Raw genomic sequence first — 21,382 nt, forward strand, 5'->3', positions numbered from 1 at the left:
TTAGTGATTAGGCTTTAGGTTCGCCATCATTCTCTGCTTTGGGCGGAACGGGGGCAAACCAGCCGACCAGAAGCAGCAGCAGGCCGACGATGATGAAGGAGGCAATGCGCTCGATACCGCCGCTGTTGGAAAGCTCGATCAGGAAGAGTTTGACGACCACGATGCCCATCAGCGTCGCGCCTGTCATCCAGTAGGAACGCTGTTTGCGGCGGTTGCCGAGTACCATCAAGATGATGGCGGTTACTGCCCAAACGACGGAGAGGCTGGCTTGCAGGCCGAAGGATTGGAGCATGATGTCGAGACGCCAAGTGATGCCGTCGTAGAAATGCCATACGCGCATCACGCCCGCGCTGATCAGCATAAATGCCAAGGCGGCGACTGTGGTTGCCGTGGTACGGCGAAGGTCGGGCGGCAAGGCTTCGGGCAGGGATTGCAGGGCAAACCAAAGCATGGCGGCACAGGCGAGTTCTAATGGGTTAAGCACGGGAATATACGGCAAAGGCGAGGGTTGGAACGGCGTGGAGAAGTTGGTCCACAGCATCCAACAAGCGGCGGCAAGGGCGCACAACGGCAAGGCGAAATGCTGATAAATGGTTTGATGCCGTCTGAAAAATGCGCGTTGGCGCTGCGTATGGAAAACAATCCACATTGCCAAAGGCACGACCAGCCATGAAAGCTGAGTCCAAACGCCGGAGAGGAGGCCGCCGACATACAGCGCGGTCCAAAGCGTCCAAAGTATGCCGAGTATCGTGATATTGAGTTTGTGCAACCAAATCAGATCATGGCGCGGATAGTTGTTCAGAATGATGAAGTTCAACACGGTGGCAGCCACAAGCGGCAAGGCTGCGGCGGCTGTCCATGCGTGTTCGGTATGATAGAAGACGAAATGCAGGGCAAACACGGGCAGGAATGCCAAGTTTGCCTGCAACAGCTCTTCCCATTTCAAACGTTTGGCAAACAGCAGCAAGCCGGCAAATATCGACCACATCCACAACTCGATAAACAGGGTTTCCTCGCCTGTCCATTGCATATAGAGGGCGTAGCTGCCTGTCGCCAACGCAGTAAGCAGGATGATCCAGCCTGAAACCTGCGCAAAGTAAACCTCGTTTCCTTCCGGCTTTTCGCTTGCAACCGGTACGCGCGGATATTGCAGCGCATAGGCAGCCGCAAACAGCAAAGGCGTAGCGGCAATAAGGTACAGATGGCTCAGGAAGCCTTGGGATTCATAAATAATACCGGCTTGCAGCAACAGGGCGAACAATACATTGCCCAAGGTAAATGTGATAAACACATTCGGCTCATGTTTGCGCCGGCAGAATGCCCACGCTGCCGCCAAAGCGGAGAGAGCGACAATGCTGCCTTGGTCGGCCAAGAAAAGCAAAGGCAAAATAGAGATGTACAGCAAGGCGGCAGACAACACGGCCGTCTGAACGGATTTTTCCCATTGCGCCGAACCTTCGCGACGCGAGAAATACCACAGCAAGTAAATCGCTGCTCCGCCAAGCAACACCACAACCGTTGTAAACCACTGCCCTTCCAGAACGGTATCCGTGCCGAAGCCCTGATAATTGCCCAGCTGAATCAGTGCCGCCAAGAGATAAACAATCAGCGCACCCAAACGGATATGCGGACGCTGTTGGCGCAGACCGAAGAAATAAACCAGTGCGGATTCGGCACTCCACAAAATGACCGTATTGCTCGGTTCAAAATAAAGCGGAACGGCAATCGTGAGGAACAACACCGCCAACGCAAAAAACGCCTGACGCAAAATATACAGCCCCTGCTGACGTTTCAGCAGCAGCGCCGCCAGTCCGTAAACCGCGGCAAAACCCAATGCGGAAAGCGCATCCGCGGACGGCCAATGCTCCACCATGCGGTATTGCAGGCCAAACGCTGCCGCCATCGTGCCAAACAATAAAGTATGGTCGAGGACATGAACGCGCAGGCCGTGTGTATAAATACTCTTGCCGATTTCTTCCAAAGTCGCATTGTCGGCAATCGGCGTAACGCCGTCTTCGCTGTTTTCCGTCAGCTTACGGCGTGCGAACAGATACGCGATAAAGGTATAGAGCAGCCAGTGGTAAATCAAGAAAGGCTCGGTCGTGGCGAAATGTTGCGGCGTATAGCTGCGCATACCCCACAGCGCGGCAATGGCAAAAGTAGCGGCAAAACCCGTCAGATTCAGCGGACGCCATGCCTTAAACCAAGCAATCACGGCCACACCGCCATTGAGCAGGGCAAGATAAGAAAACAGCACCAAATAATTGCCGCTGCCGTCTGAAGTCAGCAAAGGCGCAGCCATACCGCCGATTAAAGCAACCTGCGCCATAATCTGCGCATTCTGCCTTACCGCCAGCCACGCCATCAGCACAACCATCGCCACCATCAGCCCGAACACGACCGACACAGGCAGCAGCGGATGCAGTTTCAACGCCGCCAACGCCGTCAAATACATCACCGCCACGCCGAAACCCTGCAACACCAAGCCATATTCACGCTTACGGCTTTGCAGCTTCCAGCCGCCGACCACCGCCGCCAAACCCGCGCCTGCCACAGTCAGATAACGCAGCTCCACCGGCACATGAACCCGCTCGGAAGCATAGCGCAGTAAAAACGCCAAGCCGAGGAACAGCACCACAATACCGGTTTTCAACAACGGATTGCCGCGCAAGAACCAAGCAACAATCGGATTGTCGGAAAACTTATAATACTCTCCGCCTTCCACCTTATCTTTATGGATAACGAATTGACGCGATGGCGCTTCTTCGCTTTCAGACGGCATCGAAGCAACAACAGCCTCTTCCTTAGGCAGTCCTGCTTGTTCAGCAACAACCGGAGCAACCGCCTCGACAACTTCTTCCACAACAGGCTCAGACGAAGCAGAAGCCTTGGCAGAAACAGGATCAATAGGTATAGAAAAAGAAGGGGCAAACGCTTCCTCAATTTTCTGCTTAACAGGTGCAGCTTCCGCCCCAGGCTCAACCCGAACCTGAAGCGGCTCGGAGGCCGTCTGAACATCGGCAACAGCCCGAGCCTCAAGCCCCTGTCCTACCTTCGCCTCATCACGGACAGCCTCATGCTCCAACACCGACAAACGCCGTTTCAGCAGCTCGATTTCCTGCTCCAGCTTCTGCATCCTGTCGCCTGCCGTAGCAGATTCAGCCAAACGCTCTTCTTGACGCTGTTTCGAGATTGACCAAGCAACCAGCCAAAACAACGACCCAATAATCACGCCCGTGGCCATCTCATCAAGAAAATAGCCGATAATAATAGGAATAAGCAGGCCAAAAAACTGCATGAAACACCTGTTTGATAACAATAAGAATATGCCGATTGTAACACTGGCAACATTATTGATGAAAAAAAGAGACAAAAGGCCGAGAATAAAAGCATACGGCGAATAGAATATAAAGAATCGGCATAGAAAAAGGCCGTCTGAAAATGTTTAGAAGGTTTTCAGACGGCCTAATATTATTGTCAGGTTAATTGAGCAACTACTTATTGAACCTTAAGACTCTTCACGAGGATACCCGTTGCTATAAGCCTTCTCAAACCATTCTTGAGCCAACGTGTCATCCTGTTGAAAACCTTGGCCAAGTTTATACTTAATGCCCAAACGAAACTGAGCCGATGCAACTCCCTGCTCTGCCGCTTTACGATACCAATAAATCGCCAATACATCATTTTGCGTCACGCCTACTCCATCATTGTACATCTGAGCCAATTCAAACTGAGCATCGGCATGCCCTTGTTCCGCCAATTTACGAAATAAAGACAGTGCCTGCTTATAATCAATACCAAAAGAAGAGTCACATCGATCTACACTTCCACCGTATCGATACTGAAAGCCTAATTTGTATTGAGCCTCTATATCCCCTTCACTCGCCATGCGAGAATACATCATGAACAAGTGCCATCGAGGCTCACTATATGGTCCACCTTTAATAAACCATTCTTCTGCCTGTTTATAGTCTTGAGGAACACCTATTCCATACTCGTACATTGTTCCTATTTGGCAATCAGCAGGGCCATATCCCTGGCTACTGGCAAGACGATACCAATACAATGCCTGTTCATAATCTGACAGCTTCAAATACAGCTTTCCCAAAGAAAATTTAGTTCTCCCATCTCCATTCTCTGCCTTTGCATGAAGCCACTGTTTCAACTGCTCATAATCCCGATTGGTCAAAAACCTTGAATACTCCATTATCAAAAGGCATTGCGCATCAAGATGTCCCTGCTCTGCTGCCTTCATATACCAATGCACTGCCTTTCGATAATCTTTAGGCTCTTTATTACAACATAACCCGGCTAATTCATATTGAGCCTGGACATTTCCTTCTTCTGCCAACTGAGTAATAGCTTGAATAGGATCAGAAGTCTGGACAGGAGCATATTCCTTAACCGCACTCCGTCGCATAAGCCTAAAAAGAAAAATCACGACAGCTATTAAAAAACAAGCGAGTAACAATTTCATCTTATATTCCCAGTCTTATTCATTTTTTTATTTTCGATACCATAATTATTTTTTAATTACACCCATTGAAATGGTGGTTGCCATTAAATCAAATTCTTAAAATCTAGTAATGTTGAATATAACATCGTCTGAAAACCTTGAAAGGTTTTCAGACGAACTTGGATATATTTTGAATTCAATCTACAACTACTTAATCAATACACGTTTATCTGCCAATCCTGTCAATCTTGAAAAATTTTCTTTTTGTTTCAATTCACTCCAAGAAAACTTATGCAATCGCTCCCACTTAAAGTCATCTTGCCGAGTTGAAATCCATACCCCTTCAAGCGCAACCAAGCCAAAGCCATCACACCCCAAACGCAAAGCATAAGACTTTGCCTGCAGGAAGGCATCTTTTAGCTGTCTTTCATTAGCAATACGATATTTGGCTTCCCAAATAAATCGAGCATTCTCTTCTCCACGTCGATCATTTGCAAATAGGGCATAATCAGGAAAAACACGATCATTACGCCCCATTCTTAAAGTCATCTGCCTTAGCCAATCATCTTCATCAAAACCTAATTGTTTCAACAACGGTTCAAGTAAAGTAATTTCTACATCCCGTTCATTACTTAAATTGCCAAAATCAGGCTCGTCTAAAAATGGTAATTTTGGCAGTATAGAAATATCAAAGTTTTTAGATTTTAAAATCTCTATGATTGCATTGTATTCATCTGATGTGCATTCCCTTCCATTCACTCCTTGCATATTGGCTTTAACCAAACCTTTTTCTTTCCAAACTGGGTTACTTTTCAATTCAGATAAATGAATCGTTGGAATGACTATGGGAAAGCCTACCCAAACTCGTTCAGGATAGTAACTAAATGGATCATAGTAGGTAGGAGATACCGCGCGGAAGATAGCCGTCAATCCACTATACGGGGACAAACTATACAATAAAATAATATCCCCTATTTTCGTTTGTGAATTTCCCTGCCAAAAAGTTTGATATTTTTCCCCATTCTTGCTTAATAAATCCGTATCCTCTTTGGTTCCTCCGCTGATATAAATATTGATCGCATCAGGCAATTCATCGGTATTGATAAAGTCAGGTAGGGTTTTTAACGAAAAATCATATAGAAAACAACTTAATTCTATATAGTCTAATGAATATTTTTTCCGAAATTCGTAAATATCTCGGCATAAATTTCCATAGTAAAAGAAACGATCACGGTATTTCTGTTTACTTGGCAGTATTGGCAAAGGTATATCAAATGACTGGAAAACTCTTTCCAACAAGAAAAACCGGTTAGTAAAAAAGTACGGAATATAATGTTCAGGGTCTTTTAGATACAAAAACAATGAAATTCCATCTAACCATGCCAATTTGTTCCTACATTCCTTTTTATCACTCTCAGCAAGAAAAGAATCAACAAATCCTTCAAACTTTTCAATTGCCTGCTCAATATTCTCAGCACGTTCCCAATCTGAAAAATTTTCTAATAGGTTTTGTATAAAGACAAAAGTTTCTATCCAATAACCTTCGCTTTCCTGTGTATATCCTTGCTTAAATAAGTAAGAGTATATTTCCTTCCATTTTTCTTCTTTTACCCATACAGATAAATTCTCAAAAAAGTTTTTAGTTTCTCTTGCTGAATCAGTTTGCAGATAACAATCAAAAATATAGCGATTAAAATACATACTACTTCCTCAATGCGCTTCTTCCCAATTCATCCCCACGCCCACTTCTGCCACCAGCGGCACGTTCAACTTCCCTTCATCCACTTTCGCCATAATCTGCGGCAGTTTTTCTTTGACCAAATCCAGCTCGACTTCAGGTACTTCCAACACCAATTCATCATGCACCTGCATAATCAGCTTGCTCTTCAGGTCATCTGAAGCCAGCCAGCGGGACACGTCTATCATGGCGCGTTTGATGAGGTCAGACGCGGTGCCTTGCATGGGGGCGTTGATGGCGGCGCGTTCGGCTCCGGCGCGGGCATTGGCGTTTTTGTTATGGATGTCGGGTAGGTAGAGGCGGCGGCCGAACAGGGTTTCGACGAAGCCTTGGGCGGCGGCTTGTTCTTTGGTGCGCTGCATGTATTCGGCGACGCCGGGGTAGCGGGCGAAGTAACGGTCGATAAAGTTTTTGGCGGAGATGTTGTCGATGCCCAATGATTTGGCAAGGCCGTATTGGCCCATGCCGTAAATGAGGCCGAAGTTGATGGTTTTGGCGTAGCGGCGTTGTTCGGACGAGACGTTTTCGGGGGAGATGCCGAACACTTCGGCGGCGGTACGGCGGTGTACGTCTTCTCCGTTTTGGAACGCGGTAATCAGGGTTTTGTCGCCGGAGAGGTGCGCCATGATGCGCAGCTCGATTTGGGAATAGTCGGCGGAAACGATGACGCTGCCTTGCGGTGCGGTGAAGGCGCGGCGCACGCGGCGGCCTTCTACGGTGCGGATGGGGATGTTTTGCAGGTTGGGGTTGTTGCTGGCGAGGCGGCCGGTAATGGCGACGGCTTGGGCGTAAGTGGTATGCACGCGGCCGTCTTTAGGAGAAATCATTTCGGGCAGTTTGTCGGTATAGGTGGATTTGAGTTTCGCCAGGCTGCGGTTTTGCAGGATGATTTTGGGCAATGGATAGTCGGGCGCGAGCTGTTCGAGCACGGCTTCGTTGGTGGAAATGCCGCCTTTGGCGGTTTTTTTCAGGCCTTTGGTGGGAATGCCCATTTTGTCGAACAGGATTTCTTGAAGCTGTTTGGGCGAGTTGAGGTTGAACGGCTGGCCTGCGGCGGCATAAGCTTCTTGTTCGAGCTTCATCAGCTCGGCGCCGAGTTCCGCGCTTTGACGGGCGAGTTCGGCGCGGTCGATTTGCACGCCGTTGCGTTCCATTTCAAACAATACCTGCGCGACGGGCAGCTCCATTTTTTCATACATTTCAAGCTGTTTGGCGTCCATTTGCGCGCGCAGGTGCGCTTCGAGGCGCAGGGCGAAATCGGCGTCTTGGGCGGCGTATTCGGTCGCCTGCCCGATGGCGACATCGGCAAAACTGATTTGCTTCGCGCCTTTGCCACACAGCGATTCGTAGGTAATGGTTTCCAAGCCGAGCCATCGTTCGGACAATTCGTCCAAACCGTGTCCCAGATGGCTCTCGATGATGTAGGAAGCGAGCATGGAATCGCCGGCAATGCCGTTCAGGGCGATGTCGTAGTTGGCGAAAACGTGTTGGTCGTATTTGAGGTTTTGCCCGATTTTTTTCAGGGCGGGGTTTTCCAAATGCGGTTTCAGACGGCCTAATACGTCTTGTAAATCAAGCTGTTCGGGTACGGCAGTCAGGCTGTGTCCTACGGGGATGTAAACCGCCTCCCCTGCTTGGAACGCGATGCTGATACCGACCAGCGCGGCGTTCATCGCGTCTAGGGACGTGGTTTCCGTATCGATGCCGATTTTGTCCGCCTGAGCCAGTTTGTCCAACAAGGCGGCAAACTGAGCTTCGGTGGTAACGGCTTGATAATCCAGTTTTTCAGGGGCTGGAGCGAGTTCGGGTTGTTTTTCAGGCTGCGTTTCCATCGCCAATGCGGCTTGTTCGCCGATATGCTCGCTACCGAACAAATCAGTGTTTTGCGCTTCGTGCATACGGCTTTCCGCCTCTTTCAGCCAAGTGCGGAAGCCCCAGCGTTTGAAATCGACAACCAGCTGCGCCCATTTAGGCGTAGTGCGGCGCAGGCTTTCGAGGCCGTCTGAAAGCTCGGTGTGCAAATCCACATCGGTTTTAATCGTTACTAAGTCATACGACAGCGGCAGTTGTTCCAAAGCGGCTTGCAGGTTTTCGCCGACCTTGCCTTTGACTTCGCCAGCGTGTTCCATCACGCCGGCCAGCGAGCCGTAGGCTTCCAGCCATTTCACCGCGGTTTTCGGGCCGCACTTCTCCACGCCCGGCACATTGTCCACTTTGTCACCCATCAACGCGAGATAATCGCGAATCTGGTCGGGGCGCACGCCGAATTTTTCCTTCACGCCTTCAATGTCCAGCGTTTCGCCGCTCATCGTGTTCACCAGCGTCACGCGCTCGTTTACCAACTGCGCCATGTCCTTATCGCCGGTGGATACCACCACGTTCCACCCTGCTTCGCTAGCCATCTTAGCCAAAGTTCCGATAACGTCGTCCGCTTCTACCTGCGGAATCACCAATACCGGCCAGCCCATCAGGCGCACCAAATCCGGCAAGGCTTCCGCCTGCGGGCGCAAATCGTCCGGCATCGGCGGGCGCGTCGCCTTATAGTCGGGGAACATCTCGTGGCGGAAATTCTTGCCCTTCGCATCAAACACCACTGCGCAATAGTCGTGTACATAATCCGCCCTCAACCGGCGCAGCATGTTCAACACACCGTACATCGCCCCAGTCGGCGCACCGTCTGGCGCAGACAAATTCTGCCCCATAGCATGATAGGCGCGGTAAAGATAAGAAGAGCCGTCAACGAGAAGGAGTGTGGGTTTGTTGGACATGGAGAACCTGCTGTGTGTATGAAAATAATGTACGGATTATAAAGGAAAAGGCCGTCTGAAAACCGAAAATCAAGTTTCAGACGGCCTGATGTTTACATAAATATACGGTTTCAGGTATTGCGCCTCAGAATCCCATCTTGTATATTTGTATTCAAATGAATACAAACCAAATCAAACGAATATGAATGCAACGAACCGTATCCCAATTAGTGTGCGCATCACTCAGGAAGATGCTGATTTTATTGCCGAACTTAAAATCGAAGGTGCGAATACGCCGTCTGAAAAAATCCGCGAATTGCTCAAGCTGGCACGCTTGGCGCATACGCAGACACGCGATTACGGCTCCGCACTGACGGCGCAGGAGCAGTTTTTCCAAGCGGCAAAACACGAAATCTTGCACGCTGAAAAACAGGCCGGAGTGCATTCGCATATCGTGGCGAGGTTGTTTGAACAACTGCCCGACTTAGGCGCAACACTCGCTGCCGACCTGCCCGAAGAAGCTGACCTCGACGATTTGAAAAAATACGAGCGCGAACTGATGTGGCGCATCGTCCGCCTGACTGACAGCATCCTGCAACTCGCCGTAACCGGCAAAGGCGCGGCATACGACGACAGCGTGTTGCAACAGCTTGAAAATACTTTGAGACTGGCGAAGATTGTGCAACAGGCAAATGAAGTTTAAGGCCGTCTGAACAACGCCCCTTCCCCCATTCCTAAATACCAATGCTCAACATCGAAGACAGAAGCGACAAGATGGAAAAATGGATAGCAGAAGCATACGAATTATTTGCACCTTACAGCGTGCGCTTCCCGCTGAATATCTGCACTTGCAATAGCTGTTCTCCCGAGGATTTCCAACAGACGTTGTTGGAATATCCGTTACGCGAAATTCCTGCTGATATGTTGCAAGCGTATTTGGGCAGCGCGCCTTTAGACGATGGAGCCGCGACAGCTTTAGACATGAAGCATTTTCTGCCGCGTATTTTGCAGGCTTTGGTCAACAAAGAAGATGTCCGATCTCTTGATGAAACATTGCTCGATAAATTGCATTGTGATTTACCTGAATGCTGGACAGAAGAAGAAATCGATTGGCTAAAACGTTTCGCCGTCGCTTGGTTTGACTCGCAACTGACTGCGCCACGCTACGAAGGCTGCTTGGTCGTTTGGCTGAATATGTTTCAATTTGCCGGATTGGATGTTATCGACGCACTGCTGGCATTGTGGACGGAACAGGCAGATAAAACGGCAGCTTTACGCGAATTTATCGACTTGTACTTAGAAATTCCGTATGGAAGCGACAAGCCGGATTGGTACAAAGTCTGCTATCTGCCCGAGCATTGTCCGAATAGAACGCAATTCGACACCCAACTGTCGGCTTGGTTTACCCACCCGGATACCCGCGCCACATTCAGACGAGCTTTAGAACAAGCCCTGCTGGAAGGCAAAGAAGACGAAAACGAAACATTGCCATGGGAGCAATGTTACGACTGGTTGGCGTAATCGGATGCCGGCTAAACACAAAATTTCTCATGATTTCATAAAGAAAGGAAAATCCAAATGAGCGAAACCCTATCCCGCCGAGTAGGCCGTCTGGTAAGCGGCGGTTTTCATGCCCTGATTGATGCGGCGGAAAACCTTGCGCCTGAAGCGGTCATGAACGAAAGCATCCGCGAAATCGAGCGCGCAGTAGATGAAGTGCGTGCTGAATTGGGCAAAGTGTTGGCGCAGAAACACCTTGCCGCCAAGAAAATGGTCGATGAAAGCAACCGCCACGAGGCCATCGATGCCAATCTGCAAGCCGCCGTAGATGCCGGTCGCGATGACCTTGCCGAAGCAGGTATCGCCGAACAGATAGACATCGAAGCGCGTCTGCCCATCTTGGAAAATACCATTGCCGATTGTGCCGCACAAGAAAAAGAGCTCGAAGGCTTTATCGCCGCCTTGCAGGCGAAAAAACGCGAGATGCAGCAGCAGTTGCAAGACTGGCGTGCCACACAGCAAAGCATGGGCACAGGCAAAACAGCCGGTGGCAACGGCAGCGACCTCAATCGCATTGTCCGTGATGCCGAAAAAAGCGGCAACGCTTTCGACCGTGTGATGGGTCGCCAAAACTCAGTACACAGCAGCACCGATGCGGCGCAGTTGGCCAAGCTGAAAGAACTGGAAGACTTAAGCCGCAACAACCGCATTGCCGAAAGATTGGCGGCATTGAAAGCGAAATCATAAGCTATATTGAGAAAATCGCGGTTTCAGACGGCCTTTATCTTCACGGGGCCGTCTGAAAAAAGAAAACCATACACGCTTCAATAACAAAAAGATGCCGGATTGGGAAAAATCCTGTCAGTTACGACAAATTAATAAAAATACCCATATCCAATCGGCTTAACTTTAAAATAAAATATATGCCGTCTGAAAATTAAAAAGAATAAGGAAATGCAATTATGTGGAATCTAATCAACGCCCCCGAAACTGAAATCTTCGGCATTGCCATTGCGCTGATGGTTTTGCTCGGTGTGTTTGAAGTCATTTCCATGCTGGCAGGCGGTATCAGCGACTGGTTGGACAACCTGTTGCCCGACAGCCTGACCGAAACCGCGCACGCCGAAGTCGGATTGGATGTGGCGGACGCAGGCATATTCGTGCGTTTCCTGAGTTGGCTGTATGTCGGACGTATCCCGGTGTTGATGTTAATGGTGGTGTTTCTTGCCGTATACGGACTGACGGGTTATCTGTTTCAGACGGCCTTTGCCACTGTATTCGGCAGCTACCTGAATGGCACGCTGGCAGCAGTCATCGTTTGGTTTATTTCCCTGCCCTTAGTGCGGGTAACGGCTAGCGGTTTGTACAAAATTATGCCGAAAGATGAAACCACTGCCGTTTTGCAGGAAAGTTTAATCGGCCGCGTCGGCACGGTGGTATTGGGCGAAGCTCGGGTAGGCAATGCGGCGCAGGTGCGCGTGAAAGATGCTTACGGCCAACAGCATTATGTGATGGTAGAGCCTGACTCTGAAGATGTATTAAAACAAGGTGATGCGGTATTGCTGGTGTCGTTGGACGGAAATACATTTAAAGCGATTTTGAATCCGAGCGGCAGCTTGGTAGATTAAGGCCGTCTGAAACTTCTGATTTATCGATACGGTAAAAATAGATGCTTCACCGCCCTATCCTCACCATTTAGAAATTTGAAATAACAATCAGAAAAACAACCACCCTATTATTTCAACCCATATTTTTAACCCTTTCAGACGGCCTCTCTCCCTCAAAGCCTTCTGAATCCACCGCCCCCAAAGGCATATTAACAAGAAGAAAGGAAAAACCATGAACTTGGTCTCCATCGGCACTATCGCCGGCGTCATACTCGTCGCGCTGTTTGTACTCGGCCTCATCCTGACCCGTCTGTATCGCCGTGCCAGCAAAGAAGTTTCATTTGTCCGCACCGGTTTTGGTGGCGAAAAAGTCATTATGAACGGCGGTGCGATGGTGCTGCCCGTATTGCACGAAATCATCCCCGTCAACATGAATACACTGCGCCTTGAAGTGCGCCGCGCTGCCCAACAAGCGCTGATTACCCGCGACCGTATGCGCGTTGACGTAATGGCGGAATTTTACGTCCGCGTTAAACCCAGCGCCGAGAGCATTGCGACCGCCGCACAAACGCTGGGTATGAAAACCATGTCTCCCGATGAGTTGAAAGACCTCGTCGAAGGTAAATTCGTTGACGCTCTGCGCGCCGTTGCCGCCGAAATGGCGATGGAAGAACTGCATGAAAAACGTGTTGATTTCGTTCAGAAAGTGCAACAAGTCGTGAGTGAAGACTTGTTCAAAAACGGTCTCGAACTCGAAACCGTTTCCCTGACCGGCCTCGACCAAACCAGCTTTGAGTTCTTTAACCCGCAAAACGCCTTTGACGCGGAAGGTTTGACCAAACTGACCGAAACCATCGAAGGCCGCCGCAAAAAACGTAACGAAATCGAACAAGACACCGACTTGGCAATCAAAACCAAAAACCTCGAAGCCGAGCAGCAACGCCTGAAAATCTCGCGCGAAGAAGAATACGCCAAACTCGAACAAGAGCGTGAGATTGCCGTCCGCCGCGCCGAACAAGAGGCCAGCATTGCCGAGCAAGAATCTCAGAAAAAACGTGAAGCGGAAGAAGCGAAAATTGCCGCCGAACGCGAAGTGGATTTGAAACGCATTGCCGCCGAACGCGATATTAAAAACGAAGACATTAGAAAAGCACAAGCCGTTGAGCAGGCAGAGGTTGAACGCCGTAAAGCCATCGAATTGGCCGAGCAAGACCGCGCCATCGCCGTTGCTGAAAAATCGCGTGCCGAATCCGAAGCCAAGGCCGAAGCCGACAAAGCCCGCGCCGCCGCCGTTCGCGAAGAAGAGAGCGTGATTACCGTACGCGAAACCGAACGCGCCGAGCGTGCCAAAGCGGTTGAATTGATTGTCGCAGAAGAAGCCGCGCAAAAAGATGCGATTTCGCTCACTGTTGCCGCTGAAGCTGAAAAACAAGCTGCACAAGACCGCGCTGAAGCAGTGCGCATTGCCGCCGAAGCAGAAGCCGAAAAACACCGCCTGCAAGCCAAAGGTGAGGCCGATGCCAAAATTCTGTTGGCACAAGCGCAAGAGCAACAATACAAGGTTGATGCAGAAGGTACACGCGCTGTGAACGAAGCTGCCAACGTCCTGAGCGTTGAACAGGTTGAAATGCAAGTCCGCCTTGCCCTCTTGAAACATCTGCCTGACATCATCCGCGAATCCGTCCGCCCGATGGAAAAAATCGAAGACATCAAGATTTTGCAAGTCAATGGTCTAGGTGGCTTTGCCAGTGGTGCAAACGGTACTGAAGGTGTTTCAGACAGCCAAACCACACAAGCCAGCCTTGCAGACCAAATGGTCAACAGCGCCCTGCGCTACCGCAGCCAAGCCCCGTTGGTCGACGGTCTCTTGAAAGAGTTGGGACTGAATGGTGGCGATATCAACGGTCTGACCCAAGGACTGGATAAAACCATCGACCAATCATAAACGAATGCCGCAATAATGATTTAAAGGCCGTCTGAAACTTTTCAGACGGCCTTTTTTGTATACAAGCTCAGAAAAACGCTAATATTTTCAATACTGATAAATTCAATACTATTGCGGTTGCAATAAATTAGGAATTATCCAATCTGTTTTTGAGGTTAAAAGATTGGGGGCTATTTTAAATGTGAATCACAAGGCTAACTGCTTCAATAATGATCCACCAACAATTTAGTCATAAAAGCCGGTTCTACCGTTTCGATTTCAAGCTTGCCATCTACTCATCTATCGACATTTTAATATCAAACCGCTTATCTTCAGGCAAATAAAAAAGCACAACATTTTGTTGTGCTTTTTCTTGATGAACCCACATTACTTGTTTTTTTGCGAACGAAGGTAGTCCAAAGTTTTCAGCTGGGCAATGGCTGCTGCCAATGCTTTGTGCGCTTCGGCCAGAGATTTATCATCTTTGGCTGCAGAAACACCTGCCTCGGCTGCTTTTTTAGCTGCTTCAGCACGCGCCTGATCCATTTCGGTACTGCGGACGGCAACGTCTGCCAATACGGTAATCTTGTCAGGCTGTACTTCTAAAACACCGCCGGAAACAGCAACCAGCACTTCTTCAGCTTCACCCGGAACAGTCAAACGCAATGCGCCGGGGCGTACCAAACTCATAATCGGCTCGTGTCGTGGATAAATACCAAGCTCACCTTGAACGGTCGGAACCACCACAAAGCTGGCCTCGCCCGAATAGATGTTTTGCTCGCTACTAACCACTTCAACTTGCATGGTGCTCATGCCGGCCTCCTTAGTTTAAGGTTTTCGCTTTCTCAGCCGCTTCTTCGATGCCGCCTACCATATAGAACGCTTGTTCAGGCAGATGGTCGTATTCGCCGTTCAAGATGGCTTTAAAGCCGGCGATGGTGTCACGCAATGAAACGTATTTGCCTGGAGAACCGGTAAATACTTCGGCAACGTGGAACGGTTGAGACAGGAAGCGTTGGATTTTACGGGCACGCATCACAGTCAGTTTGTCTTCGTCAGACAATTCGTCCATACCCAGAATGGCGATAATGTCGCGCAATTCTTTGTATTTTTGCAGAGTAGACTGTACACCGCGCGCTACGTCGTAGTGCTCTTGACCCAATACCATCGGATCCAATTGGCGTGAAGTAGAGTCAAGCGGGTCAACTGCCGGGTAAATACCCAAAGATGCAATATCACGGCTCAATACGACGGTCGCGTCCAAGTGGGCGAAAGTTGTCGCTGGAGATGGGTCAGTCAAGTCATCCGCAGGTACATATACGGCTTGGATGGAAGTAATGGAACCGGTTTGGGTAGAGGTAATACGCTCTTGCAAACGACCCATTTCTTCAGCCAATGTCGGTTGGTAACCCACTGCAGAAGGCATACGGCCCAACAGTGCAGATACTTCAGTACCGGCCAGAGTGTAACGGTAGATGTTGTCAACGAAGAACAATACGTCGCGACCTTTACCGTTTTCGTCTTTTTCGTCACGGAAGTATTCGGCCATGGTCAAACCGGTCAAAGCAACGCGCAGACGGTTACCTGGAGGTTCGTTCATTTGGCCATACACCATGGCTACTTTATCCAATACGTTGGAATCTTTCATCTCGTGGTAGAAGTCGTTACCTTCACGGGTACGTTCACCCACACCTGCGAACACGGACAGACCGCTGTGCGCTTTGGCGATGTTATTAATCAATTCCATCATGTTCACGGTTTTGCCCACACCGGCACCACCGAACAGACCTACTTTACCGCCCTTAGCAAACGGACACAGCAAGTCGATCACTTTAATACCGGTTTCCAGCAATTCGGTAGTTGAAGACAACTCGTCGAATTTCGGAGCAGTTTGGTGAATGGCGCGGCTCTTGTCGGTATCGATCGGACCTGCTTCATCAACAGGCGTACCCAATACGTCGACAATACGACCCAATGTACCTTTACCTACCGGCACAGTGATTGGCGCACCAGTATTGCTTACAGACATGCCACGTTTCAGGCCGTCTGAACTACCCATTGCAATAGTACGGACAACGCCGTCACCCAGAAGCTGTTGAACTTCCAGAGTCAGACCGTTCTCGTCCAATTTCAGGGCATCGTAAACATGCGGGATAGCGTCGCGTGGAAATTCCACGTCAACCACCGCACCAATAACTTGTACGATTTTGCCTTGGCTCATTATCGTATCCTAATTTCCTGTTCAGGCTTCAGACGGCATTAAACTGCCGCTGCACCTGCTACAATTTCTGACAATTCTGTGGTAATCGCGGCTTGACGCGATTTGTTGTACACCAAGCGCAATTCTTTGATGGCATTGCCTGCGTTGTCGGTTGCGGCTTTCATCGCTACCATACGCGCGGCTTGTTCAGATGCCATGTTGTCGCTCAATGCCTGATAAACCACAGACTCTAAATAGCGGCGAACCAAATATTCCAATACGGCGATAGGACTCGGCTCATAGAGGTATTCCCAAGTAAATGAAGAATGACCTGTTCCGTCGTCAATAACGTTTTCACCGATAGGCAGCAAAACTTCCATACGCGGCTCTTGGCGCATTGTATTGACGAAACGTGAGTAAACCATATGGATACGGTCTAATTCATGCTTCTCATAACGTTGGAAGATTTCGGTCAGAGGGCCGAGCAGCAATTCCATTTTTGGGGTATCACCCAAATTGGTTGCGCTAGCAATAACATTCAAACCGATGCTTTGGCATGCAGCCAAACCTTTACTACCCAGGCACACGACTTCGACTTCGATACCTTGTTCCTGATACTCTTGAACTTGCGCCAAAAACTTTTTCAGTACGTTTGCGTTCAAGCCACCGCACAAACCTTTATCCGAGGTAATCAAAATGAAACCGGCACGACGCACTTCGCGGTGCGGCTCCAACAATTTGATACCATGATCGGCATTAGTCTGTGCAAGATGGCTCATCACTGTACGCACTTTTTCGGCGTACGGACGCGCTAAGCGCATCCGGTCTTGAGTCTTCCGCATTTTAGAGGTCGACACCATTTGCATCGCTTTAGTGATCTTTTGGGTATTTTGAACACTACGGATTTTGGTGAGAATCTCTTTTCCGACTGCCATTTCAGACTCCTTTCATCTCAATACTTATGCTTGATAAGCGTAAGAAGATTTGAAAGATTTCATGGCTTCGGTCAATGCTTTTTCGCTTTCGTCAGACATTGCGCCTGATGCATTAATCGCTTCCAGAACCTCAGGATGTTGCGTACGTACGAAACTCAAGAATTCTGCTTCGAAAGCCAAGGCTTTGGATACCAGAACATCTGCGTAAGAACCGTTGTTGATCGCCCACAAAGTCAATGCCATTTCGGCAGTGTTCAATGTGCTGAATTGTTTTTGTTTCATCAATTCAGTAACCACTTCACCGTGTTGCAGCTGTTTGCGTGTTGCTTCGTCCAAATCGGAAGCAAATTGCGAGAACGCCGCTAATTCACGGTACTGTGCCAACGCCAAACGGATACCGCCACCCAGTTTTTTGATGACTTTGGTTTGTGCTGCACCACCTACGCGCGATACGGAAATACCGGCATTGATTGCAGGACGGATACCGGCGTTGAACAAGTCGGTTTCCAAGAAGATTTGTCCGTCTGTAATCGAAATTACGTTGGTTGGTACGAATGCTGATACGTCACCGGCCTGGGTTTCAATAATTGGCAACGCAGTCAGAGAACCAGTTTTGCCTTTTACTTCGCCATTAGTCAGTTTTTCAACTTCGTTTTCGCTGACGCGGGCTGCACGTTCCAACAGACGGGAGTGCAGGTAGAATACGTCGCCAGGATAGGCTTCACGGCCAGGAGGACGGCGCAACAGCAGGGAAATTTGACGATATGCAACGGCTTGTTTAGATAAGTCATCGTATACAATCAACGCATCTTCACCACGGTCACGGAAGAATTCACCCATGGTACAACCGGAGTAAGGAGCGATGTATTGCAGTGCAGCGGCTTCAGAAGCAGTCGCAGCAACCACGATAGTATGCTCCATCGCGCCATGCTCTTCCAATTTGCGTACTACGTTGGCAATAGAAGATGCTTTTTGACCGATAGCCACATAAATACAGATTACGCCTGTACCTTTTTGGTTAACGATGGCATCCAGTGCTACGGCAGTTTTACCGGTTTGACGGTCACCAATGATCAACTCACGTTGGCCACGACCAACCGGAACCATAGAGTCAATAGCTTTCAGGCCGGTTTGCATTGGTTGGTCAACCGATTTACGCGCAATCACACCTGGTGCAATTTTCTCGATTGGAGCAGTCAATGTTGTGTTGATTGGACCTTTACCATCGATAGGACGACCCAATGCATCAACCACGCGGCCAACCAGTTCGCGACCAATCGGCACTTCCAAAATACGGCCGGTACAGGTAACTGTATCGCCTTCTTTAATGTGTTCGTACTCACCCAACACTACGGCACCGACGGAGTCGCGCTCCAAGTTCATGGCTAGACCGAAAGTGTTACCGGGGAATTCGAGCATCTCACCTTGCATCGCGTCTGACAAGCCATGAATGCGCACAATGCCGTCTGTAACAGAAACAACGGTACCACGGGTACGCACTTCTGCATTGACGGACAGATTTTCGATTTTGGCTTTAATCAAATCGCTAATTTCAGCAGGATTAAGCTGCATGAAAACTCTCCTAATTTGTCATAGTCGCATACAAAGCATTCAGTTTGCCTTGTACGGACAAATCCAAGACCTGATCACCCACTTCTACTTTGATGCCGCCGATTAATTCAGGGGCAACTTTAGCTACCACATCCAATTTGCTGTTAAAGCGTTTTGTCAGGATATCGGCAACATCGGCCAGCTGCTGAGAACTGAGCTCATACGCGCTGTAAATTACTGCCGATTTCGTATTGTTGTGTATCAAGGTCAAATCTTGATATTGGGCATAAATTTCCGGCAATACCAGCAAACGCTTTTGCTCGGCCAAAACGGTAATGAAATTTGCCAATTCGACATTTTTGATACCGACAAGACCTTTGAGCGTTTCTGCTTTTTCGGAAGCTCCCGTTTCCGGTTGCTCGATGAAAGCAATGACTTTCTCATCTTGAACAACCGCTGCGAGTTCTTTCAGTTCGCCCAACCAAGACTCGATTTGGTTTTTTTCCTGAGCCAGACTAAACAATGCTTTCGCATAAGGTCTGGCAATCGTTGCGAACTCTGCCATAAGATTACAGCTCCTGTTTTAAGGCACTGAGCAGATCTGCATGTTTGGAAGCATCGACTTCTTTACGCAGGATAGATTCCGCACCTTTAACAGCCAATGAAGCGACCTGTTCGCGCAACACTTCGCGTGCACGGTTAACTTCTTGCTCTACATCAGCTTTTGCTTGGGCTGCAATGCGTGCTGCTTCATGAGAAGCTTGCTCTTTGGCTTCTTCTACAATTTTTGCAGCACGTTTTTCGGCGTTGGCAACCATTTCGGTTACCTGATTACGCCCTTCGGCCATAAGTTCTGCAACTTTTTTCTCTGCCTGCTCAAAATCGCTCTTACCGCGCTCGGCAGCAGCCAAGCCTTCGGCGATTTTTGCGGCACGCTCATCCAATGCTTTGGCGATCGGAGGCCATACGAATTTCATCGTAAACCATACCAAGCCAAAGAAAACTAGGATTTGCGCAAATAAGGTTGCATTAATATTCACGTTACTTAACCTTCGTATCTGGGTTAATCAAACAGACGGCAAGCCTGTATCTGAACGGATCGCTCCGTCTTGATTACGCACCACTAAACGGGTTAACGAAGGCGAACAACAGGGCAATAGCCACACCGATCAAGAAAGCCGCGTCGATCAGACCAGCGATCAAGAACAGTTTGGTTTGCAGAGGACCGATCAGCTCAGGTTGGCGAGCAGAAGATTCCAAGTATTTAGAACCAACCATTGCGATACCGATAGAGGCACCCAATGCGCCCAAGGCAACGATCAAACCACATGCGATAGCAATCAAACCCATTTTTAAACTCCTTAAAATAGTAAAGGTTAAACTACAAAAAAACTACTTGATTAGTGTGCATCATGCGCCTGTCCGATATATACGAACGCCAACGCCATGAAAATAAATGCCTGCAAGGTGATGACCAAAATGTGGAAAATCGCCCAAGCCAAACCGGCAATCAGGTGGAACACAAATAAAATCGGATCCAAAGTTTCGACACTGCCGGTTGACGCCCATGCACCGCCCAACAGAGCGATCAACAGGAACACCAGCTCGCCGGCATACATATTACCAAACAACCGCATACCGTGGGATACGGTTTTGGACAAAAACTCTACCAAGTTCAGCAGGAAGTTGGCCGGAGCAAGCCACGGACCGAAAGGTGCGCAGAACAACTCGTGAATCCAACCGCCAAGGCCTTTGATTTTGACATTGTAGTAAATACAGATCAGCAATACGCCAATCGCCAGAGCCAAAGTCGTATTCAAGTCAGCTGTCGGCACGACGCGCAACAGGGCATGATGATTACCGGTAATGCCTTGCCATGCCATCGGCAGCAAATCAACCGGCAGCATATCCATGGCGTTCATCAAGAGAATCCAGACAAACAAGGTCAGACCCAATGGGGCAACGGCTTTACGCGATTGTTCGTTATGGATAATGCTCTTACACATGTCATCCACGAATTCGAACAGAATTTCAACAGCCGCTTGGAAACGACCGGGAACACCGGCCGTCGCTTTTTTGGCACCGCGCCACAAAAGGAAGCTGCCGATTACGCCCAACAGAACAGCAAAAAAGATTGCATCAAGGTTAATGAACGAAAAATCAGCAATGTTTTTCAGTCCTTGACCCTGAGTAACATCCGACATACTGGTCAAGCTTTGCAAGTGGTGCTTGATGTAGTCGGCAGCGGTCATAGTTTCACCTGCCATAGTGTTTTACTCTCAACAATACTAAAAAAACCAAATGACTGACGCCAAGAAACGCCAATAAAAATGGGTAAAATACCAGTGATCGATGCCATATCGCAAAAACGACCAACATAGATACCAGCGACAGCACTACTTTTAAAACCTCTCCGCCGATAAACATCGAACTTTGCAGATCGGGATTTCGTCGGGAAAACTTTAAAAGTAAAACTGCAACTAGGGTAGGCAAAATGTACGAAAATCCTCCCGCCAAAGCAGAGAGGAAGCCGGGCAATCCGGAAAATAACGCACAAACAACTGAAATTATTAATAATACAATCACTTGCAATGGGACTATCTGATTCATTGTACTTTGTACCCCAAAAAGCAAGGCAGGCTAATATAATCAAGAAGTTTGTTAACGTCAAGCAATATGTTAATCTTTGTGAACCTTTCACAAATAAATGATTAACACATATAA

The 21,382-nt window shown here is 48.8% G+C and carries 18 protein-coding genes; 5 read left to right on the forward strand and 13 right to left on the reverse strand.

The window, feature by feature from the left end; genetic code table 11:
• Positions 1 to 7 precede the first annotated feature (7 nt).
• The 4 genes from DBY95_RS06650 to polA all read right to left on the reverse strand — a co-directional run bounded on the left by DBY95_RS06650 (position 8) and on the right by polA (position 8,962).
• Positions 8 to 3,298, reverse strand: coding sequence for a DUF2339 domain-containing protein (locus DBY95_RS06650; protein ID WP_107723805.1), 3,291 nt, complete (start codon positions 3,296 to 3,298; stop codon positions 8 to 10).
• A gap of 210 nt (positions 3,299 to 3,508) precedes the next feature.
• Positions 3,509 to 4,477: an SEL1-like repeat protein gene (locus DBY95_RS06655; RefSeq protein ID WP_107723806.1), complete on the reverse strand. Its 969-nt coding sequence runs from the start codon at positions 4,475 to 4,477 to the stop codon at positions 3,509 to 3,511.
• A 186-nt stretch (positions 4,478 to 4,663) separates the two neighbouring features.
• Positions 4,664 to 6,157 carry a hypothetical protein gene (locus DBY95_RS06660; protein ID WP_107723807.1) on the reverse strand — a complete coding sequence of 498 codons (1,494 nt, stop codon included), beginning with the start codon at positions 6,155 to 6,157 and terminating at the stop codon, positions 4,664 to 4,666.
• A 9-nt stretch (positions 6,158 to 6,166) separates the two neighbouring features.
• Positions 6,167 to 8,962, reverse strand: a complete 2,796-nt coding sequence (gene polA, locus DBY95_RS06665; RefSeq protein ID WP_107723808.1) for a DNA polymerase I — start codon at positions 8,960 to 8,962, stop codon at positions 6,167 to 6,169.
• Between the two features lie 181 nt (positions 8,963 to 9,143).
• On the opposite strand from polA, the gene DBY95_RS06670 reads away from it, so the two are divergent.
• The 5 genes from DBY95_RS06670 to DBY95_RS06690 all read left to right on the forward strand — a co-directional run bounded on the left by DBY95_RS06670 (position 9,144) and on the right by DBY95_RS06690 (position 13,993).
• Positions 9,144 to 9,644, forward strand: coding sequence for a hypothetical protein (locus tag DBY95_RS06670; RefSeq protein WP_107723809.1), 501 nt, complete (start codon positions 9,144 to 9,146; stop codon positions 9,642 to 9,644).
• A gap of 41 nt (positions 9,645 to 9,685) precedes the next feature.
• A complete protein-coding gene (locus tag DBY95_RS06675) occupies positions 9,686 to 10,462 on the forward strand; it encodes a hypothetical protein (protein WP_234394599.1) in 777 nt (258 codons plus the stop codon).
• 57 nt (positions 10,463 to 10,519) lie between these two features.
• Positions 10,520 to 11,188: a PspA/IM30 family protein gene (locus DBY95_RS06680; protein ID WP_107723810.1), complete on the forward strand. Its 669-nt coding sequence runs from the start codon at positions 10,520 to 10,522 to the stop codon at positions 11,186 to 11,188.
• Between the two features lie 215 nt (positions 11,189 to 11,403).
• Positions 11,404 to 12,069 carry a YqiJ family protein gene (locus DBY95_RS06685; protein ID WP_070826407.1) on the forward strand — a complete coding sequence of 222 codons (666 nt, stop codon included), beginning with the start codon at positions 11,404 to 11,406 and terminating at the stop codon, positions 12,067 to 12,069.
• 211 nt (positions 12,070 to 12,280) lie between these two features.
• The gene (locus tag DBY95_RS06690; RefSeq protein WP_107723811.1) at positions 12,281 to 13,993 is read left to right on the forward strand and encodes a flotillin family protein; all 1,713 of its coding nucleotides are present in this window, start codon (positions 12,281 to 12,283) and stop codon (positions 13,991 to 13,993) included.
• A gap of 366 nt (positions 13,994 to 14,359) precedes the next feature.
• On the opposite strand, the gene DBY95_RS06695 is transcribed toward DBY95_RS06690, so the two are convergent.
• From DBY95_RS06695 to DBY95_RS06735, 9 genes are all read right to left on the reverse strand, one after another.
• Positions 14,360 to 14,785, reverse strand: coding sequence for a F0F1 ATP synthase subunit epsilon (locus DBY95_RS06695; RefSeq protein ID WP_049331696.1), 426 nt, complete (start codon positions 14,783 to 14,785; stop codon positions 14,360 to 14,362).
• Positions 14,786 to 14,795: 10 nt separating this feature from the next.
• A complete protein-coding gene (gene atpD, locus DBY95_RS06700; protein ID WP_003683789.1) occupies positions 14,796 to 16,193 on the reverse strand; it encodes a F0F1 ATP synthase subunit beta in 1,398 nt (465 codons plus the stop codon).
• A gap of 38 nt (positions 16,194 to 16,231) precedes the next feature.
• Positions 16,232 to 17,107: a F0F1 ATP synthase subunit gamma gene (gene atpG / locus DBY95_RS06705; protein ID WP_004519003.1), complete on the reverse strand. Its 876-nt coding sequence runs from the start codon at positions 17,105 to 17,107 to the stop codon at positions 16,232 to 16,234.
• A gap of 24 nt (positions 17,108 to 17,131) precedes the next feature.
• Positions 17,132 to 18,679, reverse strand: coding sequence for a F0F1 ATP synthase subunit alpha (gene atpA, locus DBY95_RS06710; RefSeq protein ID WP_107723812.1), 1,548 nt, complete (start codon positions 18,677 to 18,679; stop codon positions 17,132 to 17,134).
• Positions 18,680 to 18,689: 10 nt separating this feature from the next.
• Positions 18,690 to 19,223 carry a F0F1 ATP synthase subunit delta gene (locus DBY95_RS06715; protein WP_107723813.1) on the reverse strand — a complete coding sequence of 178 codons (534 nt, stop codon included), beginning with the start codon at positions 19,221 to 19,223 and terminating at the stop codon, positions 18,690 to 18,692.
• 4 nt (positions 19,224 to 19,227) lie between these two features.
• Positions 19,228 to 19,698: a F0F1 ATP synthase subunit B gene (locus DBY95_RS06720; RefSeq protein WP_003708446.1), complete on the reverse strand. Its 471-nt coding sequence runs from the start codon at positions 19,696 to 19,698 to the stop codon at positions 19,228 to 19,230.
• 73 nt (positions 19,699 to 19,771) lie between these two features.
• Positions 19,772 to 20,008: a F0F1 ATP synthase subunit C gene (gene atpE / locus DBY95_RS06725; protein WP_004519005.1), complete on the reverse strand. Its 237-nt coding sequence runs from the start codon at positions 20,006 to 20,008 to the stop codon at positions 19,772 to 19,774.
• A gap of 50 nt (positions 20,009 to 20,058) precedes the next feature.
• Positions 20,059 to 20,925 (reverse strand): F0F1 ATP synthase subunit A, encoded by an 867-nt coding sequence (gene atpB, locus DBY95_RS06730; RefSeq protein ID WP_003748099.1) that lies wholly within the window; start codon positions 20,923 to 20,925, stop codon positions 20,059 to 20,061.
• Complete coding sequence (locus tag DBY95_RS06735; protein ID WP_049331704.1) at positions 20,915 to 21,268, reverse strand: ATP synthase subunit I; 354 nt, start codon at positions 21,266 to 21,268, stop codon at positions 20,915 to 20,917. The genes atpB and DBY95_RS06735 overlap by 11 nt, the downstream gene beginning before the upstream one ends.
• Between the last annotated feature and the right edge of the window lie 114 nt (positions 21,269 to 21,382).

Source organism: Neisseria subflava, assembly GCF_003044935.1.
In the GTDB taxonomy this organism is placed as follows: domain Bacteria; phylum Pseudomonadota; class Gammaproteobacteria; order Burkholderiales; family Neisseriaceae; genus Neisseria; species Neisseria subflava_E.